This is a genomic window from Streptococcus sp. C300 (assembly GCF_000187645.1).
GTDB lineage: Bacteria > Bacillota > Bacilli > Lactobacillales > Streptococcaceae > Streptococcus > Streptococcus oralis_CQ.
In genome coordinates this window covers 868,523-885,841 of the sequence record NZ_GL732466.1, presented here as the reverse complement: position 1 = coordinate 885,841, position 17,319 = coordinate 868,523, and the positions used below count along the sequence as shown (strand labels likewise).

Sequence of the window (17,319 nt, the reverse complement as noted above, 5' to 3'; positions counted from 1 at the left end):
TGGAAGTGAAAATATAGTGAAAAGTGACAGATTTCTTTACTAGAATTTTCCTTGATTTGATATAAAAATAGGAAACTAGGAAATTTTGTGATAAAATAGTGGAAGGAAATCTATACATTGGAGAAAAACTGTGCCTGAAAAGCAAAAAATCAGCGTCTTGATGTCGGTCTATGTAAAGGAAAATCCGACGTTTTTAAGAGATGCTATCAAAAGTGTTCAAAACCAGACCTTGAAACCGAGCGAACTTGTTCTTGTTGAGGACGGCCCGCTCACACCCGAACTCTATCAGGTGCTAGATGAAGTGGAAGCTCAGTCAGACATTCCAGTTAAACGGTGCCCCTTAGAAGAAAATCAGGGTTTAGGCTTGGCTCTTCGATACGGTGTTTTACAGTGCCAGTATGACATTATTGCCCGCATGGATACGGATGATTTAGCCGTTCCGGATCGTTTTGAGAAACAGCTTCAGCTAATGGAGAAAGAAGATCTTGATCTCTTAGGTGGGCATATCGCAGAGTTCATTGACAATCCAGATGAGATTGTGTCTTATCGTCGTGTTCCAACCCAGCATGCAGACATTGTGGCTTATCAGAGAATGAGAAGCGCCTTTAACCATATGACAGTTATGTTCAAAAAGGACATGGTCCTCAAGGCGGGCAACTACGAAGATGGCCTTTACATGGAGGATGACCTCCTTTGGCTCAATATGATTGCTGCAGGTGCCAAGACAGGGAACCTGGATCAAATCTTGTGTAAGGTTCGTGTCGGTGCAGGGATGTTTGAGCGTCGAGGTGGCTTGCGTTACCTTAAACTCTATCGTCAAGCTCGCCAACGGATGCTTGAGCGAGGGCAAATTTCTTACATGGATTATGCTAAAAGTGTAGCCATTCAGGCAATTGTTGCACTTTGTCCAGGCTTTGTACGTCAGTTTATCTTCGTCAAACTTTTAAGAAAGAGAAAGTGAGCCCCGATAGACTGAATGATTCAGGTTATCATAACAACAGTATCATCTGACTCTTTTAAGGGGGAGTAAATTCCTATGAATAAAAAACTAACAGATTATGTGATTGATCTGGTTGAAATTTTAAATAAACAGCAAAAACAAGTATTTTGGGGGATATTCGATATTCTAAGCATGGTGGTTTCCATCATCGTATCTTATATCTTGTTTTATGGCCTTATAAATCCTGCGCCTGTGGATTACGTGATCTACACTCTTTTAGCCTTCCTCCTCTATCAAATCATGATTGCGTTTTGGGGGCTAAATGCTAGTATCAGTCGTTATAGCAAGATTACGGATTTCATGAAAATCTTTTTCGGAGTGATGCTCAGCAGTGTTCTTTCTTATGGAATCTGCTATGCCTTCCTTCCATTGTTTTCTATCCGTTTCATCGTGCTCTTCATTTTGTTGAGTACCTTCCTCATCTTGCTTCCTCGTATCACTTGGCAGTTGATTTATTCCAAACGTAAAAAAGGTAGTGGAGATGGGGAGCATCGTCGTACCTTCTTGATCGGTGCTGGTGATGGTGGTGCCCTCTTTATGAACAGCTACCAACATCCAACTAGCGACCTTGAGCTAGTGGGGATTTTGGATAACGATGAAAAGAAAAAGGGACAAAAACTAGGTGGAATCCCAGTTCTGGGCTCTTATGATAATCTCCCTGAATTGGCTAAACGTCACCAAATCGAGCGTGTCATCGTAGCCATCCCTTCGCTTGACCCATCAGAGTACGAACGCATCTTGCAGATGTGTAATAAGCTAGGCGTCAAATGTTACAAGATGCCTAAGGTTGAGACAGTCGTTCAAGGGCTCCATCAACCAGGTAGTGGTTTCCAGAAAATTGATATCACAGACCTTTTGGGCCGTCAGGAGATTCGTCTTGACGAATCGCGTCTGGGTACTGAGATTACAGGCAAGACCATCTTGGTGACAGGAGCTGGTGGTTCGATTGGTTCGGAGATTTGTCGCCAGGTTAGTCGCTTCAATCCAGAACGTATCATCTTGCTTGGGCATGGCGAAAATTCCATCTATCTCGTTTATCATGAATTGATCCGTACATTCCAAGGGATTGATTATGTTCCTGTTATTGCAGATATTCAGGACTATGACCGTCTCTTGCAGGTGTTTGAGCAGTACAAACCAGCTATTGTTTATCATGCTGCAGCCCACAAACACGTTCCGATGATGGAGCGCAACCCAAAAGAAGCCTTCAAGAACAATATCCTCGGTACCTACAATGTTGCCAAGGCTGTTGATGAAGCCAAAGTACCTAAGATGGTCATGATTTCGACTGACAAGGCGGTCAATCCACCAAATGTTATGGGTGCGACTAAGCGCGTGGCAGAATTGATTGTCACTGGCTTTAACCAACGTAGCAAATCAACCTACTGTGCAGTCCGTTTTGGAAATGTTCTGGGTAGTCGTGGTAGCGTGATTCCTGTCTTTGAACGTCAGATTGCTGAAGGCGGTCCTGTAACAGTAACAGACTTCCGTATGACACGTTACTTCATGACCATTCCAGAGGCTAGCCGTCTAGTAATCCATGCTGGTGCTTATGCCAAGGACGGAGAAGTCTTTATCCTCGATATGGGCAAACCAGTTAAGATCTATGACTTGGCTAAGAAAATGGTCCTTCTAAGTGGGCACACGGAAAGTGAAATTCCAATCGTTGAGGTTGGTATTCGTCCAGGTGAAAAACTCTATGAAGAACTCTTGGTTTCGACCGAATTGGTTGATAACCAAGTCATGGACAAGATTTTCGTTGGTAAGGTAAACGTCATGCCGCTAGAAGCCATCGATCAAAAGATTGAAGAATTCCGTTCACTCAGCGGAGATGAGCTCAAAGAAGCCATCATTTCCTTTGCGAATGAGACAACTCATGCTGAGTAAGAGTGTCCAACTACCTTCATAATGAAACAACTATCGCCAGTTTTCTGAGAGAATCAGAAAGCTGGTTTTTATAAATAGAGAGTAGAGAACATCGGATCTTTCAAAGGTTTAATAAGCGCAACTATTCAAGGGACGATGTGATGTGATCTATCAGGAGAGTGATTTCAGACAATCTAAAAACTACCTCTTTTTTAAGCTGGTAACATAACTTTGGGAAATAAGTATTAAAATCAAAAGGAGATTTTTTGTATGCTGAGTGCTATTAGGAGTTTTTTCAAAGGCTATGCAAATTTTTCTGGTCGTTCCACACGTCCAGAATTTTGGTGGGTTTGGCTACTAAATATGGTGATTTTCTTGCCCGCCTACTACTCACTTTTTACTGGAGTAGAATCTGATAAAGCCATCAGGAATATTGCGGTTTTCAGTATGTGTATTATTTTGTTTATAATAGAGTTTGTTCCTCTACTAGCACTGATAGTACGTCGCTTACGAGATGTAGGTATCCATTGGGCCTATATTTTTATTGTATTTGTTCCTTTGGGTGCAATAACACTGCTCGTTATGCTCGCTATGCCAAGTCAACGATTTGGAGAAAAAGTGATAGAGAATAGTGAAAAAGATAAAGAGAATACGGAAGATTCTCAGTTTGAAGAAATGGTACGAAAATATTAAGATATTTCTACTCCATTTAAAAACGGCTGAGTCGCTTCGCCGCTTACGAGACGCTGGTTTCCACTGGGCCTTTATCTTCATTGCTTTGGTTCCTATCGTTGGACCGATTGCCCTTATTGTGATGCTTGCTTGGCCAAGTAAGAAGGATGAAGATGCAGGTACTGAAGAACAGGATCAAATTACTTCTTAAGCATGGAGTTGATTCCTTCTGATAGTAACAACATATAAAAAATACTCCTCAACCTAGTTCACTAGTGTTAGGAGTATTTTTGTATGGTTAGAGCTGGCTAATGATATCATCAATGGTACGGGCAATCCAGTCAGGTTGATAGCTGAGCAAATCAGCCTCTTCTCCAAATCCCCAAGTAACAGCAAACTTTTTAATACCAGTTTCTTGAGCTCCGATCATATCAAACTTGGTATCCCCGATGATGAGGACTTGGTCTGCATGGAGTTGATGCGCCTGCAAGGCATAACGGATGACATCCGCTTTATGTGGCGTTTCAGGACTAGAGCCGTAAATGCCATCAAAGAAATGATGGATTCCCAGATTTTTAGTCATATCATGAGCAGTAGGAGTATTCTTTGTTGTAGTGATGTAGAGAGGGTAGTTTTGCGAAAGCTCTTGAAGCAATTCCGTTATTCGGGGGAAGAGTTGGGCTTCGTGGATTCCTTTTTCCTTGTAGTAAGAGCGGTATATCTGCACAGCTTCTGAGATTTGCTCCTTAGGAAGGCATGTTGCAAAACTACTTTCAAGTGGCGGGCCCATGAAACCACGAATGGTTTTGGCATCAGGACTCGGAACTCCTAGTTGTTCAAAGGTATAGGTAAAGGCATTGTGGATCCCGAGGGAACTGTCAACCAGGGTTCCGTCTAGATCAAAAAAGATTGCTGAGATAGAGGGCATAGTTTCTCCTAATAGATATAGATAAGCTTATTCTCCGAAGATTTCTTTTTGTAGGCGACGACCAGTAGGTGTAGCGGCAAGTCCACCCTCAGCTGTTTCACGAAAGGCAGTTGGAAGACTCGATCCGACTTGGTACATGGCATCGATGACTTCGTCAACAGGGATCTTAGACTCGATACCTGCCAAGGCCATATCAGCCGCGATAAAGGCAAAGCTAGCCCCCATGGCATTGCGTTTGACACAGGGAACTTCAACCAAACCAGCGACGGGATCGCAGATAAGACCTAGCATATTTTTAATGACAAAGGCAATGGCTTGGCTAGCCTGATAGGGGCTTCCACCTGCAGCCAAGGTCAAGGCTGCGGCACTCATGGCAGAGGCAGAGCCAACTTCGGCCTGACAGCCACCTTCAGCACCTGAGATAGAGGCATTGTTCGCGATAACCAATCCAAAGGCACCCGCAGCAAATAGGAAATCCAGCTGTTCTTCGTGGCTAAGGTCTAGTTTTTGGATAGCAGCAGTGAGAACGGCTGGCAAACAACCAGCACTTCCTGCGGTTGGGGTGGCGCAGACCAATCCCATCTTCGCATTGTGTTCATTGACCGCGATGGCATTACGGGCTGCTGATAGGATGGTAAAGTCAGATAAGGCCTTGCCACTTTTGAGATGGCGGTCTAGTTTGGCCGCGTCTCCACCCGTTAGGCCACTACGGGATTTGTTTTCACTGAGACCGAGCTCGACAGAGGCTTTCATGACTTCTAGATTGCGTTCCATGAGAAGGAGAACTTCAGGCCGTTCTCGACCGGTTAATTGATATTCGGTCGCAATCATGAGTTCTGCGACATTTCCTTGGAAGTCTAGATCTGCTTGCTCAACCAATTCTTTGATAGAATAAAACATGTTTCCTCCTACTTAAAGAAATTGACATTGTGGAGATGAGGGATTTTTCGGATTTCTTCAATCGCCTCTTCGCAACTTCGACTATCGACTTCGATAATCATAATGGCTTTTTCTCCAGCTTTTTCTCGAGTCACATTCATCTGAGCGATGTTGATATCGAAACGAGAGAGGGCTTCAGTAACATGAGCAATCATACCTGGAACATCCTGATGCACGATGATAATGGTTGGTGTGTTCATGTTGAGAGAGACAGCAAAGCCGTTAAGTTCCGTAACTTGGATATTTCCTCCACCGATGGAAATTCCTGTCACACTGATGGATTTGTGTTCATTCTTCACAGTAATTTTAGTGGTATTAGGATGAGGAGCGTTGCTATCTTTCTGAATGGTCCAGACAATCTTGATACCACGTTTATGGGCAATCTCTAGGCTATTTGGAATGTCGGGATCGTCCGTATCCATACCTAATATACCAGCGACGAGAGCAAGGTCGGTTCCATGACCACGGTAGGTTTTGGCAAATGAATTAAATAATTGGAATTCGACTTCTGTCGGCGTATCATCAAAGATGGAAGAGACGATTTTCCCGATGCGAACAGCTCCAGCAGTATGGCTACTTGATGGGCCAATCATAACTGGTCCGATAATGTCAAAGACAGATTGAAAACGAAGTGAGTGCATCTGTTTCCCCTTACAAAGATTCTTATATCTATTATATCAAAGAATGGACCTCTGCGCTTATTTCCCTTATCAAAAGCTTAAAATGATTAAAGATAGTATAAAATAAGGTCTTTTGTGACAAAAACCTCCATAAAACGGTAAATATAAAACATTTTTGTAATATTTCTACATAAAACCGTTAAACAACGGTAACATTCGAGGAGTAGAATAGTATCATAGATAAAAAGGAGAATTTTTAGATATGTCATTAACAACTAAAAAAATTAAAACAACTATCGCAGGAGTAGCAGCTTTGCTTGCTTTCTTTGCTCCATCACTTGCATCTGCCCAAGAAACTGTAACTTACACAGTTAAATCAGGTGATACTCTTTCAGAAATCGCTGAGAAGTACAACACAACTGTTGAAAAATTGGCGGCAAAAAACAACATCAAAGATATTCATCTTATCTATGTTGACCAAGTTTTGGTTATTGAAGGAACAGCTTCTACTGCAGCTCCAGCAGCAACAACGGAAGAAACAGCTCCAGTAGCTACAGAAACAGTTGAAGAAGCTCCAGCAGCAACAACAACTTATGAAGCCCCAGCTGCACCTGCAACTCCAGCAGCAGAAAGCAACACTGCAGCAGCTTCTACTGTAAGTGGTTCTGAAGCAGAAGCCAAAGAATGGATCGCTCAAAAAGAATCAGGTGGTAGCTACACTGCTACAAACGGACGTTACATCGGACGTTACCAATTGACAGATTCATACTTGAACGGTGACTACTCAGCTGAAAACCAAGAACGTGTAGCAGATGCCTACGTTGCAGGACGTTACGGTTCATGGACAGCTGCCAAGAACTTCTGGCTTAACAACGGTTGGTATTAAGAATACAAGAGTCCTTTAGGGCTCTTTTTTGTTTACAAAGATGTTAACTTCTCGCTCTAGCTCTGTTAGTAAGTGTTCATCTTCTACTAGTTTAGCTAAGGAGAGTCCATTCTGTATCAACTGAGCATCATTAGCACAAATGCCGATACGAATATAGGAAAACGCAAGTGTATCGTACTGTTTGCTTGCTTTTGCCTCCTCTAAGAGAGTGTAGCAAAGCTGTTTGCAAAGCAACTTATCACCATTGTAAAGATAAAGAGTTGAGAGATTCAGAAGCAACATCATACGAAGCTGAAAGACAGGACTATAGTGTTTATAAACCTCTAGTCGTTCGAGAATTTTTTCGGTAATCTGATGAATATACTCCATAGGAAAAGCAAAGAGAATGGTATTAAGGACTTTGAGGTCACTCTCATACCAAGTATCTTGTTTCTCAATCTTATCCCATAATCTGTTTACAATGTTGTCAACCTTACTTGACAATTTTTCTATCCCATTTTCACGGATGTAGATAACGATTTCGAGCATATCTTGCAACTGCTGGATGGGAAAATCATGATGTGTTTTTAGATAATGTTGGCATTTTTTGAGTAATTTACTTAAGTCGCTCGTACCACTAATAGAAGCCATTTTTAGAAAAGTCTGCATGATAGTTGATCGTTCACTTGGGTGGTAGAGATGGCAAATATATTCAAACTCTTCAAAACTCATATTAATTTGCTGGAGAAGAAATTCCATATTCTCATATTTTGGAGTTGTCTTGCCACTTTCTATTTTTGATAGGCTGGTTCTTGAGAGAACACCCCCACAGACCTCTTCTTGAGTCAATCCTTTTGACTCACGGATTTCTTTATAAACATTTCCAAAATCGTAGCGCATGATTCCCTCCTTATTTGTGAAAAAAGTTAACAATAAATTGAAACTGATTAAAAATATTGTATCATAGTAATATAAAAAGTAAAAAAGAAATCTAAAATAAATTTGTGAAAAAGGTTAACAAATTTTACGACAAGGTATATTGTATTTTATAATCAAGATGATGAAGTACTAAGGGGGTATCAAATGTATAAAAAAGTATATCGTCTGTTGTTATTTATGTTATGGATGGTTATTTTCTTCCCTTGGGGATGGCTCTTATAAAATTTTGATTAAGTAAAACGAAAGGAAGGTGAGTCCAATGGACTTCAATGTTTACAAATGAACCAATTCATCTGTTTCTGTGAAACAGTTCAAGATATAAGATGTGAGGAAAATATCATGAAAAAATTAGTAAAAATTGGTGTCGCAACCGTAATGGCATGTGGTCTGCTTGCTACGACAAATGCTTTAGCAGTATGGGTAGATGGTGGTCAATGGAACTATGGAGTAGGTTGGACAGGAACTTTTGGATATTCTGATTATTTACATTCTACTCGCTCTCATACAGCAACTGTCCGACATGGAGGTAGAATCTCTAAGGATCGTCAGGGTCCTAGGGTTTGGGCACAAGCTTCCCTTACTAAAATTCCGCCAACAGGATTAGAATATTTCTATGGATTTTAAGTGAAATTTTCCCTCTCCTGTTAGGAGAGGGAGAACTTTATTGGAGGTATCTTTATGAAAAAAATCAGTAATTTCTGTATGTTACTCCTGCTTCTCTGTACTACTTTTTTTGTTTTTAATGTAAACTACACACGAGAAGTGGTTCGGATTCAGGAAATGGGAAAGACAGCGAGTTCTTTGGATGTATACTTGAAAGATGTCAATGAACCTGCAGAATCTGTTCTTCGATTTTTTGAGGATGTATCAAAGGAGTACAAAGTCTCCATCATCAAAACAGACAGTGGTGATGAGGTGATCAAGTCTGGTGTTTTTGATAAAGATACCTTCCCCTACCAAGAGTTTGGACTTTCTTCCCTTGATTTTACCACAGATGGTGAGGGAGTTTACAGTAATAAAGAAATTTCCAATAAACTTGGTACGATTCCGACCTTTCTAAAAGCCAAACCTATTCAGCTTATGACTTTTCAAACCTATATCAAGGATACATCTCGTAGTTTAAATGGTCGCTATACGATAACTTCTACACAAAAGATGGACAAGGATAGGATTGTACAGAAATGGAGCGATTTTTTCAATATAGACCAGGCTACCTTGCTAGAGCCAAACTATAAAAGTGCAGTGGAAGTCTTAAATCGAGATTTGCTCTTATCTGCTATTATTTTTGTCTTGGCTATTTTGCTTCTTGTCTTAGTAACAGTGTATCAGCCGATGATGGAGATGAAAAGAGTTGGGGTACAAAAATTACTTGGTTTTCAAGATCGGGCTGTTTTAGCTGATGTTGTGAAAGGCAACCTCTACCTCCTCCTAGGTGGGGCGCTTGTGATCAATCTAGGAGTGTGTTTCTTGCTTGATTATAAGCCGAAAGATTTGTTCCCTATGCTGTGGTTGTCTCATTTTTTGCTTTTGCAGCTTTATCTCTTTATCAGTTGGTTGACTTATCTCTTAATCCAAAAAATGACAATCAGCTCTCTGCTGAAAGGTTTTTCATCTTTCAAATTTGGTTTACTCTTTAATTATTTGATGAAAATTGGAACCACCATTTTACTGACAGTCTTGCTAGTTGGGGTGGGGAAAAGTTTGGAGCAAGAAAACAAAGAGTTGGATTACCAGAAACAGTGGATCAGTCAAGGAAATTATCTGACCTTAGAAACTTTCCAACTCAATGATAACCTGTGGCAAGAGCAGTTGGCAGGCTCAGGGCAAGCAGTGGATTATTTCTATCGATTTTATCTGGATTTGGTAGAAAAAACGCAGGCGGGCTATGTGCAAAGTAGCAGTCTTCCTGTAAAAAATTTTGTCAAATCAGAACAGATTCAGCAATATCAGTTAACAGATACGGTGGATGTGTACTATGCTAATCGCAATTTTCTAAAGAGCAAGGGATTCAAGTTACCCGATACCGGCACTAAAAAAGTTATTTTGATGCCAGCAAGTACGAAAGGTGAAGAAGAGAAAAACCAGCTCTTGGGGAAGTTGATTACCTATCAATCAATGAAGTATGAAGAGCAGCAAAAACGAAGGATAGAGGAGGTGGATGTCGAGATTGCCTATTATGAAGGAGATTGGTCATTTTTCCCTTATAACGAGAAGCGAAAGGAAAATCTCTACAATCCAATTATTAGCTTGGTCAATGATTCTGATATGATGTGGGATGAAAAAGCTTCCCTGTCAACAACAGGTTTAAATAATCCCATTAAAATCGAAAATACAGCTCAACATCAAAAAGAGGTGACAGCGTTAGTTGAGAAATTATCAGATGGGAATTATTTAAAATTTTCATCTATTCAAGCCATTCAACAAGAGAAAGTAGATTCTTATCGAGATGCTGTTCGGAATTTCAACATACTCTTTGCTTTGGTTGGTCTTCTTAGTATGATGATTTCCTACTTCTTACTAGTAACAACTTTCTTATTGAAGCGAACAGATATTATTACCAAGAAGTTTATGGGCTGGAAATTGATAGATCGGTATCGTTCCTTGCTGGGTCTTCTATTAGCTGTCTATAGCCTTCCTTTTGTAGCCCTGCTATTCTTTACACAGGCACTTTTCCCGCTCCTACTTTTTGCAGGATTTACAGGCTTAGATATCCTGTTTGTGCTTTTCTTGGGTTCTAAGATGGAAAAACGAAATGTAGTGCAGTTATTGAAAGGGGATCACTTATGATAAAGTTGGAAAATGTTACGAAAACCATTGGGGAAAAAGTTATTTTGGAGAACTTATCTCTAAAAATTAACCAAGGAGATTTAGTTGCCATTGTTGGAAAAAGTGGCAGTGGCAAGTCAACCTTGTTAAATCTCTTGGGTTTGATAGATGGCGATTACAGTGGACATTATGAAATTTTCGGTCAGCAAAATGTACCTGTCAATTCTGTTAAGTCGCAAGCGATTATCCGCGAACATATCTCCTATCTGTTTCAAAACTTTGCTCTGATTGATAATGAAACAGTAGAGTATAATCTCATGCTCGCTCTAAAGTATGTAAAATTATCCAAGAAGGACAAAGTCAAAAAGATAGAAGAAATTTTAGAGAGAGTGGGATTGTCATCAACCCTACATCAGAAGGTTTCAGAGTTATCTGGAGGGGAACAGCAACGAATCGCAGTTGCTAGAGCCATTTTAAAACCGAGTCAGCTCCTGTTAGCAGATGAACCAACCGGCTCTCTAGACCCTGAAAATCGAGATTTGGTTTTAAACTTTCTCTTAGATATGAACAAGGAAGGGAAAACGGTCATTATCGTTACCCACGATGCCTATGTAGCTCAACAATGCCATCGAGTCATTGAATTGTGAAAGAGAATGTGGAGAGTTCGTTGATCTCTTCATCTTACCTGTAATTGGACAATTGTATTTTTAAAAACTCAAATAGTATAAATAAGCTTATTATATGTAAAAATATATCATATAATAAGCTTTTTCTTGATTTAAATGAAATAAAATACAGTTTTTTCTTGACAAACGAAAATGAGAAGAGTATTATTTATACAATAATAAAGTATAAAAATAAAAGGAGGCTCTTCTATGAATAAAGTGAAGAAGGTGTTGATGACGATGTTTGGTTTGCTTATGTTTCCCTTATTATTTGCTTGTAGTAACACTCAATCCCAAGGTGTTGAAGCCATTAAGGCTAAAGGAAAATTGGTGGTGGCCCTAAATCCAGAGTTTGCTCCATTTGAATACCAGAAATTGGTTGATGGGAAAAATCAGATTGTAGGTTCAGATGTTGAGCTAGCTAAAGCCATCGCAAAGGAACTAGGTGTGGAAGTGGAATTCTCTCCAATGAGTTTTGACAATGTACTGGCTAGTCTTGATTCGGGCAAGGCCGATCTTGCCATATCAGGAGTTTCTAAGACGGAGGAGAGAAGTCAAGTTTACGATTTTTCAATTCCCTACTACACTTCGAAAAATAAGGTTATCGTAAGAAAATCTGAATTAACGAATTACCAATCAGTCAAGGATTTGGCTCAGAAAAAGGTTGGAGCGCAGAAAGGTTCTATCCAGGAAACTCTGGCTAAAGAAACCTTGCAGGATTCTTCTCTCGTTTCACTTCCTAAAAATGGAAATTTGATAACAGATTTGAAATCAGGGCAACTGGATGCGGTTATCTTTGAGGAGCCAGTGGCGAAAGGTTTTGTAGAGAATAACCCAGACCTAGCCATCGCTGAGTTTGATTTTGACAATGACAAAGAAGATTCCTACGCTGTTGCGATGAAAAAAGACAGTAAAGAATTAAAAGAGGCGGTTGACAAAACCATCCAGAAGTTGAAGGATTCTGGGGAGTTGGACAAATTGATTGACGATGCTTTTAAAGTCTCTATCGAAAAATAGAAAGAAGGAAGAGAAATGAGTAAGGAAAAAGTCATTTTAGCCTATTCAGGTGGATTGGATACATCGGTTGCTATTACATGGTTAAAAAAAGACTATGATGTAATCGCTGTTTGTATGGATGTGGGTGAAGGAAAAGATTTGGAGTTCATCCATGATAAAGCTCTCAAGGTTGGGGCTGTAGAGTCTTATGTCATTGATGTTAAGGAAGAATTTGCTAATGACTATGTTTTAGTGGCTCTTCAGGCACATGCTTACTACGAACAGAAGTATCCCTTGGTATCTGCTCTGAGTCGCCCTCTTATTTCAAAAAAGCTCGTTGAAATAGCTCATCAGACGGGGGCAACCACAATTGCCCATGGTTGTACAGGCAAGGGAAACGACCAAGTTCGGTTTGAAGTCTCTATTGGAGCTTTGGATCCCAATTTAAAGGTAGTTGCGCCTGTTCGTGAGTGGAAATGGTCTCGTGAAGAAGAAATCCAATATGCCAAAGAAAACGGCGTCCCAGTTCCTGCTGACCTTGACAATCCTTACTCTGTCGATCAAAATCTTTGGGGACGTGCAAATGAATGTGGTGTTTTGGAAAACCCTTGGAACCAAGCACCAGAAGAAGCATTTGGAATCACATCTTCTCCAGAAGAGGCACCAGACAGTCCAGAATTTATTGACATTGAGTTTAGCTGCGGGGTGCCCATCTCCCTCAATGGTGAGAAGATGAAAGTGGCGGCTTTGATTCAAAAGCTAAATGAAATTGCGGGTAAACACGGTGTCGGTCGTATTGACCATGTGGAAAATCGTCTAGTCGGTATTAAGTCAAGAGAGATTTATGAGTGCCCAGGCGCTGTGACTTTATTGGCAGCTCATAAGGAGATTGAAGACTTGACTCTTGTGAGAGAAGTGGCTCATTTCAAACCTATTATCGAAAATGAGTTGTCCAATCTCATCTATAATGCCTTGTGGTTTAGCCCAGCAACTCAGGCTTTGATTGCCTATATCAAGGAGACACAGAAAGTTGTCAATGGAACTGCAAAAGTTAAACTCTATAAGGGAAATGCCCAGGTAGTGGCTCGGAAATCACCAAATTCTCTTTACGATGAAAATTTGGCGACTTATACCAGTGCGGATACTTTTGACCAAGATGCGGCTGTTGGATTTATCAAGCTTTGGGGGCTTCCGACTAAGGTTTATTCAGAAGTTCAGAAAAATGTTGAGTAGTGACGCGATAGAAAGGGACGACAGGATATGTCGAAAAATACAAAATTATGGGGTGGTCGATTTGAAGGCACTGTGGAAGAGTGGGTAGAACAGTTCGGTGCGAGTATTTCCTTTGACCACCAGCTGGCAAAATTTGATTTGATGGGTTCCCTAGCTCATGTTCAAATGCTAGGACAGACTGGCATTTTAAGCTTGGAAGAGGCAGAGCAGATCCAAGATGGTCTGAAAGCTTCGTTGCGAGATTTAGAGGCGGGAGAGCTTCATTTTGATATTGCAAATGAAGATATTCATATGAATATGGAAGTGTTGCTGACAGAGAAAATCGGTCCTCTGGCTGGGAAACTACACACGGCTCGTTCTCGGAATGACCAAGTCGCAACGGATATGCACTTATATCTAAAGGAGCAGCTTGGCCATGTCTTGGATAAGTTGGCGAATCTGAACAGTGTTTTGCTGGATTTAGCTGAAAAACATGTAGAAACCATCATGCCAGGCTATACCCATTTGCAACACGCCCAACCGATTAGTTTTGCCCACCATCTCATGGCTTATTACAATATGTTTCAAAGGGACAGCGAACGCTTTGCATTTAACTTGAAACATACGGACCTATCTCCCCTGGGTGCGGCTGCCTTGGCGGGGACAACTTTTCCAATCAATCGTCAATTATCGAGTGATTTATTGGGCTTCCAACAACCCTATACCAATTCCTTGGACGCAGTGAGTGACCGTGATTTTATCTTGGAATTTCTATCAAATGCCAGCATGTTGATGATGCATATGAGCCGTTTTTGTGAAGAAATCATCAATTGGTGCAGTTTTGAGTATCAGTACATTAGCTTGTCTGATAGCTTTTCAACGGGTTCATCTATCATGCCGCAGAAGAAAAATCCTGATATGGCCGAATTGATTCGAGGGAAGACAGGACGGGTTTACGGGCACTTGCTTGGACTATTGACCGTCATGAAATCTTTGCCTCTGGCCTATAATAAGGATTTGCAAGAGGACAAGGAAGGCATGTTTGATACAGTAGAAACGATTTTAAATTCTCTGGATGTGTTGGCAGGTATGCTATCGAGCATGCAGGTTAATAAGGCCAAAATGCAGCAATCCACAGAGAATGATTTTTCGAATGCGACCGAACTGGCAGATTATTTGGCTGAAAAAGGCCTCCCTTTTAGAGAAGCGCATGAAATTGTAGGGAAATTGGTTTTAGACTCTATCAAGCATGGTAAAAACATCCAAGATTGGGATTTGGAGGAGTTGCAAGTCTACCATCCCTTGATTGAAGAGGATATTTATATCTACTTGCGCCCAGAAACCGCTGTTCAGAGACGGAATTCCTTAGGAGGAACCGGCTTTGAGCAAGTGAAATACCAGATAGAACAAGCGAAGAAAGAACTTAAAGGGGAAAATTGATTCGTTTGCAAAGTAAGAAAGAGAGGCTGAGATGATTTATCAGCCTCTTTCTTGTCTTCTCCAACCAAGCGTGTTATAATGAATACTGCTCAAGCGACCTTCAATCGTTAAAGCACACACGACCTTCAATCGTGAACTAGTCATTTCGTTTATCTTTTATTACGTTGTTAACTCGAAATGAGATGCAAGCTGAGCTTGTCTGATTTATAACCTCAATCAGTCTCCCAGACTGATTGAGCAAACTCGAGTTATGCCTGCGACTCGTTGCCTATCATATTTTCATTTTAAGATGATAGGCTAAAATGGTCTCCCAGACCATTTTACTCCTAAAAGCAAACGAAAAGACTATACTCGAAGAAATTCTATTGAAAGTCATAGTAAATAGAATTTTGAGGGGTATAAATAAACGAATAGATGGGAGACTTACCATGAGTGATAACTCTAAAACACGTGTTGTTGTGGGGATGAGTGGTGGTGTTGATTCGTCGGTGACGGCTCTCTTGCTCAAGGAGCAGGGCTACGATGTGATCGGTATCTTCATGAAGAACTGGGATGACACAGATGAAAACGGCGTCTGTACGGCGACCGAAGATTACAAGGATGTGGCTGCGGTGGCAGACCAGATTGGCATTCCTTACTACTCTGTCAATTTTGAAAAAGAGTACTGGGACCGCGTTTTTGAGTATTTCCTAGCGGAATACCGTGCAGGACGCACGCCAAATCCAGACGTTATGTGTAACAAGGAAATCAAGTTCAAGGCCTTTCTGGACTATGCTATGACCTTGGGGGCAGACTATGTAGCGACGGGGCACTATGCTCGAGTGGCGCGTGATGAGGATGGCATCGTTCACATGCTTCGTGGTGTGGACAATGGCAAGGATCAGACCTATTTCCTCAGTCAACTTTCGCAAGAACAACTCCAAAAAACCATGTTCCCATTGGGGCATTTGGAAAAGCCTGAAGTACGAAAACTAGCAGAAGAAGCAGGTCTTGCGACTGCCAAGAAGAAAGACTCGACAGGGATTTGCTTTATCGGAGAAAAGAACTTTAAAAACTTTCTCAGCAACTACCTGCCAGCCCAGCCTGGTCGCATGATGACTGTGGATGGTCGCGATATGGGGGAGCATGCAGGTCTCATGTATTATACAATCGGTCAGCGTGGCGGACTCGGTATCGGTGGGCAACACGGCGGTGACAATGCCCCTTGGTTCGTTGTCGGAAAAGACCTGAGCAAGAATATCCTCTATGTCGGCCAAGGTTTCTATCATGATTCGCTTATGTCAACCAGCCTAGAAGCCAGTCAAGTCCACTTTACTCGTGACATGCCAGAGGAATTTACGCTAGAATGTACAGCTAAATTCCGCTACCGTCAGCCTGATTCTAAGGTGACAGTACATGTCAAAGGAGATAAGGCAGAAGTCATCTTTGCGGAACCACAGCGCGCCATCACACCAGGACAGGCAGTTGTCTTTTACGATGGCGAAGAGTGTCTAGGTGGCGGTTTGATTGACAATGCCTACCGCGATGGACAAGTTTGTCAGTACATTTAAGATTTTCTAAGAGGAAAGAGAATGTTTCAGTTTTTTAAGAAAAAAACGGCTAAAGAAGAGAAAAAAATGAGTCTCTCTGACTATAAGAAAGAGTATTTGAGAGAGAAAACGACAGAGTCGATTGAAGCCTTGTTCAAGGAATTGAAACGAGCTAAAGTCTGGGTCCCCTTCAATGCATCTCTGATGGATGGGGGTGACGGACAAGAAGGTGCTCGCCTAAAACCGGATATTCTGCGAAAGGGAGACGACTACTTTTATCCTTGCTTCATAGAAATTCAGGACATTCCCAAGGACTATTATGACCGATTTTCTTGGTTGCAATTGCCTCTTACGGACTGTTTATTTGCTGCGGAAGAGATAGGGGAGTTTCCGGTGAGAGGGATTGTTTTAGATGCTTTCGCTGACTCGGTTGAGATTGACAAAGGAGCTTTTGAAGCGATTCGCCAATCATAGTACATTTAGATTGACAAATTTTCTCAATTTGCTACAATAATAAAAGCAATAGAAATGATGGTCAAAGCTCATGGATGTTGCAGGCTTTTTTGTCCTGCACTTCTTACGAGTTTTGACTGTTTTTGTGTCGTTTAAGGGAAAGGATAAAAATGACTCAACAAGACTTTCGGACAAAAGTAGGAAATACGGTTTTTGGTGTTCGGGCGACAGCCTTGATTCTTCAAAATCGCAAACTCCTAGTTACCAAAGATGAGGGCAAGTATTACACTATCGGCGGTGCCATCCAAGTCAATGAAAGAACGGAAGATGCGGTAGTCCGCGAAGTGAAGGAAGAACTGGGTGTCAGAGCTCAAGCTGGGCAGCTAGCTTTCGCGGTTGAAATCGTTTGAACAAGACGGTGTTTCCTAT

17 protein-coding genes and 1 pseudogene are annotated in these 17,319 nt (G+C 41.2%); 14 read left to right on the top strand and 4 right to left on the bottom strand.

Annotated features, from left to right (window positions below; genetic code table 11):
• The first annotated feature begins 130 nt into the window (after positions 1-130).
• The 4 genes from HMPREF0849_RS04270 (at position 131) to HMPREF0849_RS04255 (ending at position 3,749) form a co-directional block, all read left to right on the top strand.
• Positions 131-961, top strand: a complete 831-nt coding sequence (locus HMPREF0849_RS04270) for a glycosyltransferase (RefSeq protein WP_001114300.1) — start codon at positions 131-133, stop codon at positions 959-961.
• 75 nt (positions 962-1,036) lie between these two features.
• Entirely contained in the window at positions 1,037-2,887 is a 1,851-nt protein-coding gene (locus HMPREF0849_RS04265) for a nucleoside-diphosphate sugar epimerase/dehydratase (protein ID WP_001035721.1), read from the top strand.
• A gap of 249 nt (positions 2,888-3,136) precedes the next feature.
• Positions 3,137-3,559: a DUF805 domain-containing protein gene (locus HMPREF0849_RS04260; RefSeq protein WP_000947293.1), complete on the top strand. Its 423-nt coding sequence runs from the start codon at positions 3,137-3,139 to the stop codon at positions 3,557-3,559.
• Positions 3,534-3,749: a DUF805 domain-containing protein gene (locus HMPREF0849_RS04255; RefSeq protein WP_000759534.1), complete on the top strand. Its 216-nt coding sequence runs from the start codon at positions 3,534-3,536 to the stop codon at positions 3,747-3,749. Before HMPREF0849_RS04260 ends, HMPREF0849_RS04255 begins: the two co-directional genes overlap by 26 nt.
• Positions 3,750-3,836: 87 nt before the next feature.
• Here HMPREF0849_RS04255 and HMPREF0849_RS04250 read toward each other — a convergent pair whose 3' ends face one another.
• Genes HMPREF0849_RS04250 through sdaAB form a run of 3 tightly spaced genes read right to left on the bottom strand, consistent with a single transcriptional unit; the run spans position 3,837 to position 6,046 of the window.
• A complete protein-coding gene (locus HMPREF0849_RS04250; RefSeq protein WP_001139325.1) occupies positions 3,837-4,466 on the bottom strand; it encodes an HAD-IA family hydrolase in 630 nt (209 codons plus the stop codon).
• A gap of 27 nt (positions 4,467-4,493) precedes the next feature.
• On the bottom strand, positions 4,494-5,366 hold the full coding sequence (gene sdaAA, locus HMPREF0849_RS04245) for an L-serine ammonia-lyase, iron-sulfur-dependent, subunit alpha (protein ID WP_000500029.1): 873 nt from the start codon (positions 5,364-5,366) through the stop codon (positions 4,494-4,496).
• A gap of 8 nt (positions 5,367-5,374) precedes the next feature.
• Positions 5,375-6,046, bottom strand: a complete 672-nt coding sequence (gene sdaAB / locus HMPREF0849_RS04240; protein WP_000555868.1) for an L-serine ammonia-lyase, iron-sulfur-dependent subunit beta — start codon at positions 6,044-6,046, stop codon at positions 5,375-5,377.
• A 241-nt stretch (positions 6,047-6,287) separates the two neighbouring features.
• Between sdaAB and HMPREF0849_RS04235 the strand changes: the two genes are divergently transcribed.
• Positions 6,288-6,911, top strand: a complete 624-nt coding sequence (locus HMPREF0849_RS04235) for a LysM peptidoglycan-binding domain-containing protein (protein ID WP_000060318.1) — start codon at positions 6,288-6,290, stop codon at positions 6,909-6,911.
• Between the two features lie 15 nt (positions 6,912-6,926).
• Here HMPREF0849_RS04235 and HMPREF0849_RS04230 read toward each other — a convergent pair whose 3' ends face one another.
• A complete protein-coding gene (locus HMPREF0849_RS04230; RefSeq protein ID WP_001268190.1) occupies positions 6,927-7,790 on the bottom strand; it encodes a helix-turn-helix domain-containing protein in 864 nt (287 codons plus the stop codon).
• 378 nt (positions 7,791-8,168) lie between these two features.
• On the opposite strand from HMPREF0849_RS04230, the gene HMPREF0849_RS04225 reads away from it, so the two are divergent.
• The 9 genes and pseudogenes from HMPREF0849_RS04225 to HMPREF0849_RS04185 form a co-directional block, all read left to right on the top strand.
• A complete protein-coding gene (locus HMPREF0849_RS04225; RefSeq protein WP_000737526.1) occupies positions 8,169-8,453 on the top strand; it encodes a lactococcin 972 family bacteriocin in 285 nt (94 codons plus the stop codon).
• A gap of 54 nt (positions 8,454-8,507) precedes the next feature.
• Positions 8,508-10,616, top strand: a complete 2,109-nt coding sequence (locus tag HMPREF0849_RS04220; RefSeq protein WP_000724250.1) for a bacteriocin-associated integral membrane family protein — start codon at positions 8,508-8,510, stop codon at positions 10,614-10,616.
• On the top strand, positions 10,613-11,242 hold the full coding sequence (locus HMPREF0849_RS04215) for an ABC transporter ATP-binding protein (RefSeq protein WP_000593109.1): 630 nt from the start codon (positions 10,613-10,615) through the stop codon (positions 11,240-11,242). The genes HMPREF0849_RS04220 and HMPREF0849_RS04215 overlap by 4 nt, the downstream gene beginning before the upstream one ends.
• Positions 11,243-11,470: 228 nt before the next feature.
• Positions 11,471-12,277, top strand: coding sequence for an ABC transporter substrate-binding protein (locus tag HMPREF0849_RS04210; protein ID WP_001045251.1), 807 nt, complete (start codon positions 11,471-11,473; stop codon positions 12,275-12,277).
• 15 nt (positions 12,278-12,292) lie between these two features.
• The gene (locus HMPREF0849_RS04205; RefSeq protein ID WP_000031912.1) at positions 12,293-13,489 is read left to right on the top strand and encodes an argininosuccinate synthase; all 1,197 of its coding nucleotides are present in this window, start codon (positions 12,293-12,295) and stop codon (positions 13,487-13,489) included.
• Positions 13,490-13,516: 27 nt separating this feature from the next.
• Positions 13,517-14,908 carry an argininosuccinate lyase gene (argH, locus tag HMPREF0849_RS04200; RefSeq protein WP_000042247.1) on the top strand — a complete coding sequence of 464 codons (1,392 nt, stop codon included), beginning with the start codon at positions 13,517-13,519 and terminating at the stop codon, positions 14,906-14,908.
• A gap of 428 nt (positions 14,909-15,336) precedes the next feature.
• Positions 15,337-16,458, top strand: coding sequence for a tRNA 2-thiouridine(34) synthase MnmA (gene mnmA / locus HMPREF0849_RS04195; RefSeq protein ID WP_001282938.1), 1,122 nt, complete (start codon positions 15,337-15,339; stop codon positions 16,456-16,458).
• Positions 16,459-16,479: 21 nt separating this feature from the next.
• The gene (locus tag HMPREF0849_RS04190; protein WP_000485108.1) at positions 16,480-16,911 is read left to right on the top strand and encodes an SseB family protein; all 432 of its coding nucleotides are present in this window, start codon (positions 16,480-16,482) and stop codon (positions 16,909-16,911) included.
• Between the two features lie 149 nt (positions 16,912-17,060).
• A pseudogene (locus HMPREF0849_RS04185) lies at positions 17,061-17,319 on the top strand (NUDIX domain-containing protein); the annotation flags it as partial.